General features: G+C 69.5%; 14 protein-coding genes. 6 read left to right on the forward strand and 8 right to left on the reverse strand.

Annotated features, from left to right (window positions below):
* Nucleotides 1-25: 25 nt before the first annotated feature.
* The 3 genes from AB0I51_RS21890 to AB0I51_RS21900 all read right to left on the reverse strand — a co-directional run bounded on the left by AB0I51_RS21890 (nt 26) and on the right by AB0I51_RS21900 (nt 2,113).
* Nucleotides 26-592 (reverse strand): DJ-1/PfpI/YhbO family deglycase/protease, encoded by a 567-nt coding sequence (locus tag AB0I51_RS21890; protein ID WP_362977521.1) that lies wholly within the window; start codon nt 590-592, stop codon nt 26-28.
* A gap of 62 nt (nt 593-654) precedes the next feature.
* On the reverse strand, nt 655-981 hold the full coding sequence (locus tag AB0I51_RS21895) for a plasmid stabilization protein (RefSeq protein ID WP_362977523.1): 327 nt from the start codon (nt 979-981) through the stop codon (nt 655-657).
* Nucleotides 982-1,426: 445 nt separating this feature from the next.
* Entirely contained in the window at nt 1,427-2,113 is a 687-nt protein-coding gene (locus tag AB0I51_RS21900) for a TetR/AcrR family transcriptional regulator (RefSeq protein ID WP_362977525.1), read from the reverse strand.
* A gap of 268 nt (nt 2,114-2,381) precedes the next feature.
* Between AB0I51_RS21900 and AB0I51_RS21905 the strand changes: the two genes are divergently transcribed.
* Both AB0I51_RS21905 and AB0I51_RS21910 read left to right on the forward strand, forming a co-directional pair.
* Nucleotides 2,382-2,555 carry a hypothetical protein gene (locus AB0I51_RS21905; RefSeq protein ID WP_019068289.1) on the forward strand — a complete coding sequence of 58 codons (174 nt, stop codon included), beginning with the start codon at nt 2,382-2,384 and terminating at the stop codon, nt 2,553-2,555.
* 55 nt (nt 2,556-2,610) lie between these two features.
* On the forward strand, nt 2,611-3,093 hold the full coding sequence (locus tag AB0I51_RS21910; protein WP_362977527.1) for an N-acetyltransferase: 483 nt from the start codon (nt 2,611-2,613) through the stop codon (nt 3,091-3,093).
* A gap of 9 nt (nt 3,094-3,102) precedes the next feature.
* On the opposite strand, the gene AB0I51_RS21915 is transcribed toward AB0I51_RS21910, so the two are convergent.
* Complete coding sequence (locus AB0I51_RS21915; RefSeq protein WP_362977529.1) at nt 3,103-4,446, reverse strand: amidase family protein; 1,344 nt, start codon at nt 4,444-4,446, stop codon at nt 3,103-3,105.
* A gap of 257 nt (nt 4,447-4,703) precedes the next feature.
* Between AB0I51_RS21915 and AB0I51_RS21920 the strand changes: the two genes are divergently transcribed.
* Both AB0I51_RS21920 and AB0I51_RS21925 read left to right on the forward strand, forming a co-directional pair.
* Nucleotides 4,704-6,563 (forward strand): family 20 glycosylhydrolase, encoded by a 1,860-nt coding sequence (locus AB0I51_RS21920; RefSeq protein WP_362977531.1) that lies wholly within the window; start codon nt 4,704-4,706, stop codon nt 6,561-6,563.
* Nucleotides 6,564-6,581: 18 nt separating this feature from the next.
* Nucleotides 6,582-8,129: an alpha-L-fucosidase gene (locus AB0I51_RS21925; protein WP_362977533.1), complete on the forward strand. Its 1,548-nt coding sequence runs from the start codon at nt 6,582-6,584 to the stop codon at nt 8,127-8,129.
* 10 nt (nt 8,130-8,139) lie between these two features.
* On the opposite strand, the gene AB0I51_RS21930 is transcribed toward AB0I51_RS21925, so the two are convergent.
* Nucleotides 8,140-9,045 (reverse strand): helix-turn-helix transcriptional regulator, encoded by a 906-nt coding sequence (locus AB0I51_RS21930; RefSeq protein WP_362977535.1) that lies wholly within the window; start codon nt 9,043-9,045, stop codon nt 8,140-8,142.
* Between the two features lie 159 nt (nt 9,046-9,204).
* The gene (locus AB0I51_RS21935) at nt 9,205-9,456 is read right to left on the reverse strand and encodes a DUF397 domain-containing protein (RefSeq protein WP_362977537.1); all 252 of its coding nucleotides are present in this window, start codon (nt 9,454-9,456) and stop codon (nt 9,205-9,207) included.
* 210 nt (nt 9,457-9,666) lie between these two features.
* Between AB0I51_RS21935 and AB0I51_RS21940 the strand changes: the two genes are divergently transcribed.
* A complete protein-coding gene (locus AB0I51_RS21940; protein ID WP_362977539.1) occupies nt 9,667-10,215 on the forward strand; it encodes an ATP-binding protein in 549 nt (182 codons plus the stop codon).
* A gap of 66 nt (nt 10,216-10,281) precedes the next feature.
* Here the strand turns inward: AB0I51_RS21940 and AB0I51_RS21945 are convergent, their stop codons facing one another.
* The gene (locus tag AB0I51_RS21945) at nt 10,282-11,085 is read right to left on the reverse strand and encodes an SAM-dependent methyltransferase (protein WP_362977541.1); all 804 of its coding nucleotides are present in this window, start codon (nt 11,083-11,085) and stop codon (nt 10,282-10,284) included.
* A 70-nt stretch (nt 11,086-11,155) separates the two neighbouring features.
* Nucleotides 11,156-12,163 carry a LacI family DNA-binding transcriptional regulator gene (locus tag AB0I51_RS21950; RefSeq protein WP_362977700.1) on the reverse strand — a complete coding sequence of 336 codons (1,008 nt, stop codon included), beginning with the start codon at nt 12,161-12,163 and terminating at the stop codon, nt 11,156-11,158.
* A gap of 271 nt (nt 12,164-12,434) precedes the next feature.
* Between AB0I51_RS21950 and AB0I51_RS21955 the strand changes: the two genes are divergently transcribed.
* Nucleotides 12,435-13,727, forward strand: a complete 1,293-nt coding sequence (locus AB0I51_RS21955) for a sugar ABC transporter substrate-binding protein (protein WP_362977542.1) — start codon at nt 12,435-12,437, stop codon at nt 13,725-13,727.

Consider the following 13,727-nt stretch of genomic DNA (forward strand, 5'->3'; position numbering starts at 1 on the left):
GTCCAATCGTCGAGAAGTCGCTGGTTCAGGACCCGATGAGGGCTTTGTCGATCGCGTCGACGAAGAAGTCGAGGTCCTTGGGCGTGCGGGAGGTGACCAGCGTGTAGCCGCCCGCCGTGTCACTGACCACGGGCTCGTCGACCCAGGACGCGGCTCCGGCGTTGCGGATGTCGGTGCGCAGTGAGGCGTAGGACGTCAGGGTCTTGCCCCGGACGGCGTCCGCTTCGACCAGGGCCCAAGGGCCGTGGCAGATGGCGGCGATGGGGCGGCCCGAGGAGGCGAACGCCTTGACGATGGTGATTGCCCTGTAGTCGAGGCGGAGTTGGTCGGCGTTGAGCGTGCCGCCGGGGAGCAGCAGGAGTTGGTGGTCGCCCGGGTCCACCACATCGAAGGTGGCGTCGGGCTCCACGGTTTCGCCGGGGTCCTTGTCTCCGACCAGCGTGTGGATGGGGTCCGCCGTCGCGGCGGCGACGGTGACGTCCGCGCCGTCCTCGCGCAGTCGCCTGAGCGGTACCAGCAGTTCGTCCTGTTCGACCCCGTAGTTGGTGACGAGCGCGAGTACACGGTGGCCGTTGAGGGGCTTGTCAGGCATGGGGATGCACCCTTCTTCGTGACGATGCCGCGAGACCGCTGGTCCGCGACGTATGAGATGGGTCAGTGGCCGAGGGCCTTGCGCAGTTGCTGCTTGTTCATGGAGGAGCGGCCATGAACGTTGCGCTTCTTGGCCTCTTCGTAGAGCTGGTCCCTGGTGGGACTCACCGGGCCTCGGTGCGAGCGCTCGCCCCCGCGCTGGGAGGCGGACTTCTTGTCCTGGGTGGAGACCTTGCTCGCCTGACGTGCTTCGCCGGAGCGGGCCCGCTCCTTGTTGACCGTCCGCGTGGCGATCTCCTTCGCGCGCCCGACGGAGGCTCCCCGCTGCTCCGCGCTGTCCTTGATGTGCTCGTACTGCCGCTCCCGCTTGGGGCTGGAACCTGCGGGCATGACTGCTCTCCTCGCCTCGGAATCAATGCGGGGGATGTGTGTCCCCACTCTCCGGGTGCTCAGTACGGGGCGAGTCACACTCACTCCCGTCTCTCCCAGTGCACGCTGTTCCGCCGCGCCCCGCGACCGAGAGCGAACCGTGCGGCGGAGAGAGCCGGCGTCAGCACTCCGGTGGGGCACGGAGGCCGTCCGAGCACTGCGTCGACCTCGCCGGCTGCCGACCGGGTCGGTTCGGGTCGGGCGGGGACGCTCACCCGTGGCCGTTCCGCCTCCGCGAGGCGCGCCAAGCGTGTGCGGGTGCCGAAGGCGGCCAGGACGATTGCGCCAAGCGGCCAGGTGTCGGCGAGAAAGTAGAAGACGCTCTGGTAGCTGTAGCCGTTGTAGAGCGCTGCCGAGGCCGTGGGTGCCTCTCGCCGTCCCCTGGTTGGCGGCGGGGCCCGGAAAGTCAGCTGTTCGCGTCGGGTTTCCGCGCGGCGGTGTCGCCTGCAGGCAGGGCGCGGAGCATGGCCCTGTAGAGGTCGTCGTGCGCGGGCGAAGCGGGAAGGGGGGACCGGGCCGGGGCCTCGAAGGACTGGATCATCAGGGCTACGACGCGTCGCCAGGCGTCGGGAGCGGCGTCGCCGCAGGCGTTGACGACGCCGAGGTTGGCCATGTGCAGCAGCACCAGGTCAGAGGGGTCGAAGTCCTCGCGCAGCCGGCCCGTGGCCTTGGCGCGGCCGATGAGTTCCACCATGCCCTCATACGCCTCGTTCCGGCGTTTCTCCATGGCCTTGGCGGTGGGAAAGGTCATGGTCAGGACGTCGGCGAAGCCGTTGTCGGCGGCCTGCATCGCGCAGGCGGCCTCGATGTAGCGGGTGAAACCGCGCCAGGGGTCGGAGTCTTCGAGGGCGGTGGCGACCGCGTCGGCGTAGGCGTCCATGCGATCGGTGAAGACGGCTGCGACCAGCGCTTCCTTTGTGGGGAAGTGACGGAAGACGGTGGCGATCCCGACACCTGTCTCGCGGGCCACGGAGGCCATGGAGGCACCGAGGCCGTCGCGTCCGAACACGCCCCGCCCGCCCCGGAGTGCACTCGATGTGCACGGGTTCAGTCGGCCCACTGCGTCAAGGCGGGCCAGACCCGGTCGCTGCATGTCCCTATTCTTTACCCCATGTTTTCAGCCCCATCGAGCGGTGGGCCGCTCATTTGGTTAACCTAAGGCGGACGGACAGCAACAAGGGGTCCTACCCACACCCATGGTCCGTCCCGGGACAAGCCGTTCACAACGGCCTGCTCTCACACGAGTAACCGGCGCCACCGCGTCCGAACTGCCTTCAACCCACACCCGAGCGGGCCTCAGGTACCGGACCGGAGAATGGCCGGTATGCCCCGAGGGTGACCCGACACATAAGGAGTGCGCGGTGACACCGGAGAAGACGAATCGCGAGCAACGCCCCAAGGAACCAACGGAGCGTGCGGGCCACCGGTCCGACGAACTCGGCAGCCTGGCCGTGTGGGCCCGCTCGGCCCCCATCCGACTCGCGGGCTACGAGGACGACCTCGCCGAGCCCCACATCCTGCCCAGCGTGGACTGACCCCCACGGGACCCTTCGCGATCGCCGACAGCATGGGCGTGCGAAAATCGCGCCCATGCTGATCAGAGAAGCCGCGGCAGACGACTGGCCGCGGATCTGGCCTTTCTGGCACCGGATCGTCGCCGCGGGCGACACCTACACCTGGGCCCGGGACACCTCCGAAGAGGCGGCCCGGGCCCTGTGGACGTCCCCTCCCAAGCGCGTGTACGTCGCCGAGGACGAGAGCGGGACGATCGTCGGCTCGGCCTTCGTCACCCCCAACTACGGCGGCCCCGCCGACCGCATCGCCAACGCCGGCTTCATGGTCGACCCCGACCACGGCGGCCGGGGCATCGGCCGCGCCCTCGCCGAACACATCCTCACCGCCGCCCGCGAACAGGGCTTCCGCGGCATGGTCTTCAACGCGGTCGTCGAGACCAACCCCGCCGTCAAGCTCTGGCGCTCCCTCGGCTTCACCATCCTGGGCACGGTGCCGGACGCCTTCGACCATCCCCGGGACGGCCGCGTGGGCCTGCACATCATGTACCGCGCCCTCTAGAACGCACCGTCAGTCGAGCGGCGCGGTCCGCACCCACGGGCGCGACTTCTCCAACTGTTCCGCCAGCTCCAGCAGCGCCGCCTCCGACCCCGGCCGCCCGACCAGCTGTACGGCACAGGGCGCGCCCGAGGGCAGCGTGCCGAACGGGACCGACATCGCGGGCCAGCCGGTGAGGTTCCACGGGGGAGTCATCGGCGAGTAGTTGGTGTTGGCCAGCACGTTCCGCAGCCAGCCCCGTTCGTGCCACGGGCCGGCCTTGGGGGAGCGGCGGGCCAGCGCCGCCGTCAGGAGGATGTCGTACTCGGCGAAGAACGGTGTGAGCCGCTCCCGCAGCTGCTCCCGGCTCCTTCCGGTACGGACGCTCTTCACGAACCGTCGCCCGATCGCCGCGTGCACCCGGGTCCGCCGGGTCAGCTTCCGCGGGTCGAGCCCCGCCGCGTCCACCGAGGTGCCCGCCGTCCAGTGCGCGAGCGACGTGGTGCTCAGCGACAGCGGATACGGCGGATCGGCGCGGTGCAGCGCGTGACCGGCCTTGGTCAGCAGCCCGGCCGCCTCGCGGACGGCGGTCGTATACGGCTTGCTGACGGCGACTCCGGCGAGCGGGCTGCGCACGGACACGGCCACCTTGCGGGGAACGGACTCTTCGGGACGTACGACCTCGATGTCCGCGATGACCGAAAACATCAGCCGGGCGTCCTCGACGGTCGTCGCCAGGGGGCCGTTTTCGGACATTCCGAACCAGTCGCCGTCGCCGATGCCGGCCGGGACGACCCCGAACCCCGGCTTGATGGTGACCAGACCGCAGTTGGCCGCGGGTATGCGCAGCGAACCCATGCCGTCGTTGCCGAGGGCGATCGGCGCCATTCCCGCCGCCACCGCCGCCGCGCTGCCGCCCGACGAACCCCCAGCGGTGCGGGTGGTGTCCCACGGGTTGCGGGCGGTGCCGTGGACGCCCTCGGTGGTGCCGAAGACGCACAGCTCGGGCACGTTCGTCAGCCCCACGACCACCGCGCCCGCCGCGCGCAGCCGGGCCACGGTGACATGGTCGTGGTCGGCGGGGGTGTCCGGGGTCGCGGCGGAGCCGACCCGGGTGGACTCGCCGGTCACGGCGAGGTTGTCCTTCACGGCCACCGGCACGCCCGCGAGCGGCAGTTCGGCCAGATCGGCCCGTGCTCCCACCGCGTCGGCCTCCGCGAGCGCGGCCTCGGCCCGCACCACACGGAACGCGCCGATCCGCCCGTCGAGCCGCTCGATCCGGGCGAGGTGCTCGGCCACCACCTCACGGGGCGTGGCCCGCTTCTCGCGTACGGCGGCGGAGATCTCGGCGGCGGTACGGCCGATCCAGCTGGTCACGGGCGCGCTCCTTCAATCTACTGGCGAGTACGTAGGGAGAACTGTGCCCCGGCAGAGGCGTCGCGTCGAGAGGTGACCGGCCTTGGACATTCGCTCCCCTCTTCTTGGACTTTTCACGCGCCGGTGCCGAGCGGATGGCGACTGACCTGCTGGTCATCCGATCAATGGCTCAACTTGGCTGCTTCCGGCACCCGTTGACAGCCCCCAAGCGCAGTCCAATCATCAGTCGTCCGATCAATCGCGACCGGTGGAGTGTCATGGCTGAGCGAGGGAAGAGACGATTCCGGCTGGTCGGCTTCGCGGCGGTGTTCGCGCTGCTGACGGCGCCCGTGGCGCCGGCGGCCGCGGCCCGGCAGGAGCAGGCGGCACCCCCGGTGACCGTGCCCGCGCTGTCCAACTGGACTTCGGAGTCCGGGAGCTACGACTTCGGGGCCGGGACCCGGCTGGTGTCCGGCAGCCCGAGCGAACGCCGGGTCGCCGACACCCTCGCCCACGACCTGAAGGCGGCAGGCCACGGAACAGTGCCCGTCATACGGGGCGGTGCCGCCCGGCCCGGCGACATCGTGATCGAAGTCCGGCCGACGCAGGGCTCGTTGGGCACGGAGGGCTATGAACTCCAGGCGGGCAAACAACTGTCGGTCACGGGCGCGACCGAGACCGGGGCCTTCTACGGCACCCGCACCCTCCTCCAACTCCTCGCCCAGGGCGACCGCGTACCGGCCGGACGCACGGTCGACGTACCCCGGTACAAGGAGCGCGCGGTCGGTGTCTGCGCCTGCTACATCCACATCTCCCTGCCCTGGCTGGAGAACCTGGTGCGCGAGATGGCGTACCACAAGCTCAACCAACTGCTCCTGGAACTCAAGGTGAAGAGCGACGCGCACCCCGAGGCCGACACCTGGGGCTACTACACCAAGGACGAGCTGCGCCGCCTCGTCGCCCTCGGCGACAAGTACCACGTCGAGATCGTCCCCGAGATCAACTCCCCGGGCCACATGGACCCGTGGATAGAGAACCGCCCCGACCTCCAGCTCACCGACAGCGACGGCGACAAGCAGCCCGCCCGGCTCGACGTCACCCAGCAGGCGGCGTTCGACTACTACACGAGCCTGATGGACGAGTACGCGCAGGTCTTCACCGCACCGTCCTGGCACATGGGCGCCGACGAGTACATGCTCGGCTCCGACTACTCCAAGTACCCGCAGATGCTGCGCTACGCCCAGAAGAAGTACGGCGCGAACGCCACCCCGCAGGACGCCTACGTCGACTTCATCAACCGCGTCCAGGCCTACGCCGCGAGCAAGGGCAAGAAGAACCGCATCTGGAACGACGGGCTCACCGGAGCAAACACCGTACCGGTTGCGGCGGGCACGACGGTCGAGCACTGGCTGAACGTCCAGACGAAGCCGAGCCAACTCGTCGCCGAGGGCTACCCGTTGATGAACGCGGCCTACTCCCTCTACCTGGTGCGCGGCGGCTTCCACAGCGACACCGAGTCGCTGTACGACCAGAGCTGGGACCCGCGCAGCTTCGAGGGCGAGAAGCTCACCTCCAGTACCGGCATCACCGGGGCGAAGATCAGCCTCTGGCCCGACAACGGGCGCGGCGAGACCGAGAACGAGGTCGCTGCCGACACCGAACCCGCGCTGCGCCACCTCGCCCAGGCGACCTGGGGCGACCCGCACCCCGACGCCACCTACGCCCAATTCACCGCGCGGGGCACGGCAGTCGGGCACGCGCCCGGACGGCAGGACCTGACCCGGGTACCGGTCGCGGACGGGACGTACACCTTCCGGACGGCGGGCGCCTCCTTCGACGCCACCGTGCAGCGCACACCGGACGGCTACGCGACCGTGCGGACCGCCGACGGCTGTCTGGAGATACAGGGCGGCAGGCTCACCCTCAACGTTCCGCTCCAGCCGGGAGTCGCGGCCACCCCGCAGCCCTGCGACGCCGCGAACACCATGCAGCGCTGGGAGTTGGAGCCCGCCCCGGGCGGCTACCGGCTCGTGAACGCCATCACGCAGATGGCTCTGAGCGTCGCCGACGACGGCCGGCTCGCCCAGTACCCGCCGGACCAACACCGGCCCGCTGTCTGGCACTTGACCGCCCACTGACCGAAGGAGCCCCACCCCATGGCCCTCTCCAGACGTCTCTTCGTCCTCTCCGCCACCGCGCTCGCCGCGACCGGCACCACCACGACCCCCGCCCTCGCGGCGCCCCCGCCCCCGTCCGACTCCCGCTACCGCATCCCCGTCAGCTCCGACGACACCGCGACCGACCTGGTCCGCAAGGCCTCCCAAGTACGGCCCACCGCACGGCAGGTGGCCTGGCAGAAGCTGGAGCGCACGGCGTTCCTGCACTTCGGCGTGAACACCTTCACCGGTCTGGAGTGGGGGACCGGCGACGAGGACCCGAACGTTTTCCAGCCGACCGGCCTCGACACCGACCAGTGGGCCCGCGCCCTGCGCGACGGCGGCTTCAAGCTCGCCATCCTGACCGTCAAGCACCACGACGGGTTCGTCCTCTACCCCTCCCGCTACACCAACCACACGGTGGCCTACAGCAGTTGGCGTGCCGGGGAGGGCGACGTACTGCGGTCCTTCGCCGACTCCATGCGACGGTACGGCCTCAAGGCCGGCGTCTATCTCTCGCCCGCCGACGAGAACCAGTATCTCCACGGCGTCTACGCCAACGGCAGCGCACGCGCCACACGCACCATCCCCACGCTCGTCGAGGGCGACGACCGCACTCCGGACTCCTTCTCCACACTGGACGCCACCGACTACGGCGCCCACATGCTCAACACCCTCTACGAAGTGCTGACCGAGTACGGCCCGATCGACGAGGTCTGGTTCGACGGCGCCCAGGGCCGCATCCCGCCGGGCCAGGTCGAGGACTACGACTGGGACAGCTGGTACACCCTGGTCAGATCACTCGCCCCGGACGCGGCGATCGCCGTGACCGGCCCTGACGTGCGGTGGGTCGGCAACGAGGGCGGCACCGCGCGGGAGGACGAGTGGAGCGTCCTCCCGGTCAAGGAGGAGCAGTACGGCCGCACGGATTGGGCGTTGTCCTACGACACCCCCGACGAGGGCAGCCGCAGCGCGCTCGTGGCGGCGCAGCCGAACACCGACTACCTCCAGTGGTGGCCGGCCGAGTGCGATGTGTCGATCCGCGACGGCTGGTTCTACCACCCGGGCCAACTCCCCAAGAGCGTCGAAGAGTTGATCGACATCTACTTCGGTTCCGTGGGCCGCAACGCGGTCCTGCTGCTCAATGTGCCGCCGGACACCGACGGCCTGCTGGCGGACCCGGACGTGGTGCGGCTGCGCGAGTTCCGTGAGCGCGTGGATCGGGAACTGCCCGAGGACCTGGCGCGCGGAGCCCGGACGGCAGACTCACCGGGGCGGGTCACCGTCGACCTCGGGGCGGAACGCGAGGTGGACCGCGTCCGGTTGGCGGAGGACGTGCGGCGCCACGGCCAGCAGGTCGAGGCCCTCGTCGTCGAGGCGTACGTCGACGGGGTCTGGACCGAGGTGACCCGGGCCGGGACGATCGGTGCCAGTCGCATCCTGCTGCTGCCCGCACCCGTACGCGCCCGGCGCTGGCGGGTCCGCGTGACAGCGGCCCGGGACACCGTACGGATCGCGGAGTTCGGGCTGTACCGCTCGCGGGCCTGAGGGCCGGGGCTCACATGTCCTTGAGCAGCTTCTCCAGGAAGACCACCGACTCGGGGCCGGGCAGCGCCACCAGACTCAGCCGGTCCATGACCGCGAGATAGCGGTCGACCTCCTCCGGCTTGTCCAGGTACAGGGCGCTGGTGAGCTGTTCGAGATAGACGATGTCCGGCAGGTCCGGGACCGGGAAGCGCAGCACGGTGATCGGACCGCCGGCCGCCGCATGGCCGCCCACCTCGAAGGGCAGCACCTGGAGTGTGACGTTCGGCTGAGCGGCCGTCTCGATGAGATGGCGGAGCTGGTCGCGCATCACCTCGGTCCCGCCGAGCGGCCTGCGCAGCGCCGCCTCGTCCACCACGACCCACAGCCTGGGCGCTCCGGGGCGGGTCAGCAACTCCTGGCGGGTCATGCGGAGTTCGACGCGGCGCAGGATCGAGTCCGGGGAATCCGCGGGGCGGCCGAGCCGGATGACGGCCTCGGCGTACCCGGCGGTCTGCAACAGGCCCGGGATGAACTGGACTTCGTAGGTGCGGATGAGGGAGGTGGCCTCCTCCAGACCCAGGTGCTGTTCGAACCAGGCCGGGAAGGAGTCGCCGTAGGCGCGCCACCAGCCGGGTTCGTTGGCGCGGCGGGCCGAGTCCAGGAACTCCTGGCGGGCGTCCGGTTCGTGGAGGCCGTACAGCGTCAACAGGTCGGCCACGTCACGCTCTTTGAAGCCGACGCGGCCCAATTCCATGCGGCAGAGCTTGGCGTCCGAGGCGCGTATGGCCGAAGCGGCCGTGTCCCGGGTGATGTTGAGCGACTCGCGCAGCCGGCGCAGCCGGGTGCCCAGCATGATGCGCTGGACGGTGGGGCCTCCGCGCTGAAGGCTCAGCACGTCCGTACCCAGGGGGGCGTGTTCCGGTTGAGCTGCAGTCATGTTCATCCCCTCGGCGGTCGCGCCGATACTGCCCGCAAGTTTTCGGGGCTCAAAAGAGGATCGTAGCACCGAGGTTCCGGATAACTGCAGGGAGTGAAGGAGCCGGAAGGTGCCGGCCTGTGTCCGGCGCCTTCCGGCCATCCGCGGATCTGCCTGACTTCAGCGGCCGGGGAGTAGGCCGTCGAAGTCGCCGTCCTTCACACCGCGGACGAACGCGGAGATCTCGGCGCTGGTGTAGACGAGCGCCGGACCTTCGGGATGGCGCGAGTTGCGCACGGCGATGTGGCCGTCGGAGAGCGCGGCCAGCTCGACGCAGTTGCCCTCGGGGTTGCTGTGGTGGCTCTTGCGCCACTCCGCGCCGCTCAGCAGGGTCGCCGACATGCCGTTCGCGTGCTCTATCTGAGGCGTCATCGCTCCCCCGGAAGATCGGATGCAATTGCAGCTTCAATTGCACCCATTGGTGATGTGGAGGACGATAGCCCGCGGGAGGGCCGCTCGCAAGATCGTCTGCAATTGCAGCGGTAATTGCCGATGCACTTGCGTTCGCAGGGTCCGTCGGAGGACGATGTTCCGGACAGGTGTAGTGCGCGCAGTTGTTCTCTTGGGGTCTCAGGGGTCGCGATGTCCGCAGAGCAAGTCGTACGGCCGGCCGACTCCCTGCGGATCGAGGGCACTTGGCAGTGGCTGTGCCGAGCCGTCGACGAGGTGGGCCGACCCGCACCCGGGCAGACCGTCACCCTGGTCCCCGCCGCCGGCGACGGAGGCAACCCGGCTCTCTGTTCCGTCCTGGTCGTGCCCCCGATGCCTCAATCGGCGCACGTGGCACGGGACTTCACCCGCGCCGCGCTGGCCGACCGGGCCGGGGACGAACTCGTCGACGACATGGCGGTCACCGTGTCGGAACTGGTGAGCAACGCCCTGCGCTACGGCCGGGCGCCCAACTCCCCGCTGGAGCCGCAGCCCTCACTCTGGCTCGCGGTGTGGGACCGGCTGCCGTACGCGGTGTGCGCGGTCACTGACGACAGCGACCGCATACCCGTGGAGGGGCACCCGGACGAGTTCGCGGAGTCCGGACGCGGCCTCCAGGTGGTCTCCGCGCTCAGCGACTCCTGGGGCTGGAACCTGCGGGCGGGCGGCGGGAAGACGGTCTGGGCGCTGTTCCGGATCTGACGCCGGACACACACAAGAAAGGAGGGGCACCGGCCCAACGCCGGTGCCCCTCCTCGCTGTTGCTGTTCAGACCTTGCGGCCGATGCCGCAGATCGTGTCCACGTCGGACGGACCGTGGCCCACGTCGACGGGTTCGGGCTTCCACCGTGAAATGGGGACGATGCCGGGTTCGACGGCTTCGAGGCCGTCGAAGAAGGCCGTCACCCGCGCGGGGCTGCGCAGGTAGTAGGAGCTCGCGGAGTTGGCGTTGTACACCGAGATCGCCTGGTTGAGCGCCGGGTTGGTGTCGGTGCCGTCGGTCAGCGCGAGATAGCTGCCCGGGGGCAGCGCGTCGAGGAAGCGGGCCACGACGGCCTCGGGCTCGTCCGAGTCGGGTATCTGGCCCAGGATGCCCAGCATCGTCAGTGCGATCGGCTTGCTGAAGTCCAGTGTGCGGGCCGCGGCTTCGAGGATCGTCTCGGGATCGCGCACATCGGCCTCGACATAGGCACAGGCGCCCTCCGGGGTGCTGGTGAGCAGCGCCTGTGCGTGTACGAGGACCAGCGGATCGTTGTCGACGTAGACGATGCGGCTCTCGGGCGCGATGCGCTGCGCGACCTCGTGCGTGTTGTCGACGGTCGGCAGGCCGGTTCCGATGTCGAGGAACTGGCGGATGCCGGCCTCCGCGGCGAGATAGTGCACGGCCCGTACCAGGAAGCCTCGTTGGAGGCGGGCGAGCAGGGCGATGTCCGGGAACATCTGGATGATCATTTCGCCGGCTTCCCGGTCGGCGGCGTAATTGTCCTTGCCGCCCAGGAGGAAGTTCCACACACGGGCGGAGTGCGGCCGGTCGAGCTGGAGCCGGTCGGCCAGCGGGTCTTCGGAGGTCATGGGCAAAGCCTCACACGAAGTACCCAACGGTGTCCGGCGATTCGGGTCCGAACCGGGAGACACAGCACTTTCACACCTGGGCCGGTCCCGTACTGTCCCGCTCGATCAGCCGCGGCACCGGCACTCGCACCGTGCGCGCCGGGCCGCCGTCCAGCAGCGCGGTCAACTCCTGGGCGGCCGTACGGCCGAACTCCACGCTGTCCCGGGACAGCGCCGACAGCCACGGCCGGACCATGCGGCACAGCGCGGAGTCCTCCCAGGCGACCACCGACACGTCCGCCGGTACGGAGAAGCCCAGTTCGGTCGCGGCGGCCACCCCGGCGACGGCCATCACGTCGTTGTCGTAGATCAAGGCCGTTGGGGGAGCGGCGACTTCGAGGACCCGGCGGGTGACGGCGGCGCCCGCCGCGTCCGAGTAGTCGGTCGTCACCGAGTGCACCTCGGTCAGTCCGCGCCGCGCGGCCTCGGCGCGCAGGGCGCGGATCCGGCGCTCGGTGTGCGCGAGGCCCGGCAGACCCGCGATGTGCGCGATGCGGCGGTGGCCGCGCGCGTACAACTCGTCGACCACGGATGCCATCGCGCCCGCGTCGTCCGCCCACACGGTCGACAGACCGGGATGGCGTTCGTCGGGAGCGCCGCCGATCACCACGGCGGGCAGGCCCAGTTCGTCGAGGAGGTCGGGCCGCGGGTCGGCGGTGCGCGGGTCGGCCACCAGGACCCCGTCCACCCGGTGTTCGGCCCACCAGCGCCGGTACACCGCGCACTCGTCGTCGACGTCCTCGGCCATCTGGAAGAGCAGGCCGAGGTGACGCTCGGCCAGTATCTCCTGGATGCCCGAGACGAGTTGGAGGAAGAAGGAGTCGACGCCGAGGGTGTCCGCGGGCCGGGCCAGCACGAAACCGACCGTCGCCGCCCCCTCCCCGGACAGCGCCCGCGCGGCCGTGCTGGGCCGCCAGCCGAGCTGTTCCGCGACCCGGCGCACCCGGTCGCGGGTGATCTCGGAGACGCCCGGCCGGCCGTTGAGCGCGAAGGAGACCGCGCTCTCGGACACACCGGCGCGCTGCGCTATGTCCTTCATCGTCGGCCGACGCGCGGGTGACCGCTTGCCTGACAAGCCTGCTCTCCATTCCATCGGCACCGCGCACTAATGCGCTTGAGCCAGCACACCCTAAAGCGCATTAGTGATCCTCCGCAAGAATGCGAACAGACCTCTCTGAGCTGCGAAGTTGGCTGGATCGGGCCAACTAATGAATTTAGCTGAGCGGAATCCATTGACGCGCCCCGCGAACAGCGTGCAAGGTCTGCCCCGGCACGATTGGCCAACCCCCACTGCAAAGGAGCGACCCGCCGTGCGCATCTCCCGCAGAGCCTTCGCCGCCGCTGCCGCCGCCGTAGTCCTCATGCCGCTGAGCGCCTGCGGCTCCGGAGGAGACGACGGCGGCTCGACCGACGCCTCGGGCAAGGTCGAGGGCGACATCACCTTCCAGACCTGGAACCTCCGCGCCAACTTCAAGTCCTACTTCGAGAGCGTGATCTCCGACTTCGAGAAGCAGTACCCCGGCACCCATGTGAAGTGGATCGACCAGCCCGCCGAGGGCTACGCCGACAAGATCAGCGCCGACGCCGCCGGCGGCACCCTGCCCGACGTCGTCAACGTCTCCCCGGACCTGGTCGCCCCGCTCGCCAAGGCGGGCCTCGCGATGGACCTCGACAAGGCGGCCGCCAAGTACAAGAGCGAGTACCTGCCCGGGGCCTGGGCCAGCCACCGGATACCGGGCATGAGCGGGACCTACGCCTTCCCCTGGTACCTCAACACCGGCCCGCTCTTCTACAACAAGTCGCTGTTCAAACAGGCCGGCCTCGACCCCGACCAGCCGCCGAAGACGTACGGCGAACTCTTCGCCCAGGCAATCCAGTTGGCGAAGAAGACCGACGGAAAGGTCGCCACCCTCGCCAACGTACCCACTGTCGAGGACTTCGGCCGCTACGGCGTCGAACTCATGAACAAGGCCGGCACCGCCTTCGCCTTCAACGACGCCAAGGGCATCGAACTCCTCACCAAGTACAAGGAGTTGTACGACGCGAAGGCCCTCGACCCGCAGGCGCTCACCGCCACCCCCGAGTCGTCCGGCAAGAAGTTCCTCACCGGGGCCGTCGCCATGAACCCGGGCAGCGCCCTCGACCTCGACAACTTCAAGAAGCAGGCGCCCAGCCTGTACAAGAACATCGGCATCACCGACCAGATCACCAGCACCGGCCACGTCAACATGTACGTCATGGGTGTGATGGTCAACTCCAAGACCAAGCACACCCCCGCCGCCGTGGCCTTCGCGCACTACGTCACCGACGCCCAGCAGCAGATGTCGTTCGCGAAGAAGGTCGCCATCTTCCCGAGCACCGCGGGCTCCCTCGACGACCCGTACTTCACCAAGGAGGACGGCACCGACGAGACCCGGGTGCGGATCGCCGCCGCCAAGTCCCTTCAAAACGCGGTGAATTACACGCCGGTGCTGTTCAGTGAGCAGATGAAGACCGCGCTGCGCAACGAGGTGGCCAAGGCCCTGCAGGGGAAGGAGAGCCCCGAGACGGCTCTTGACAACGCTGTCAAGCAGTGCAACACGCTCCTCCAGCAGCAGGGGTAG

The sequence above is a fragment of the Streptomyces sp. NPDC050549 genome, assembly GCF_040655035.1.
Taxonomy (GTDB): domain Bacteria; phylum Actinomycetota; class Actinomycetes; order Streptomycetales; family Streptomycetaceae; genus Streptomyces.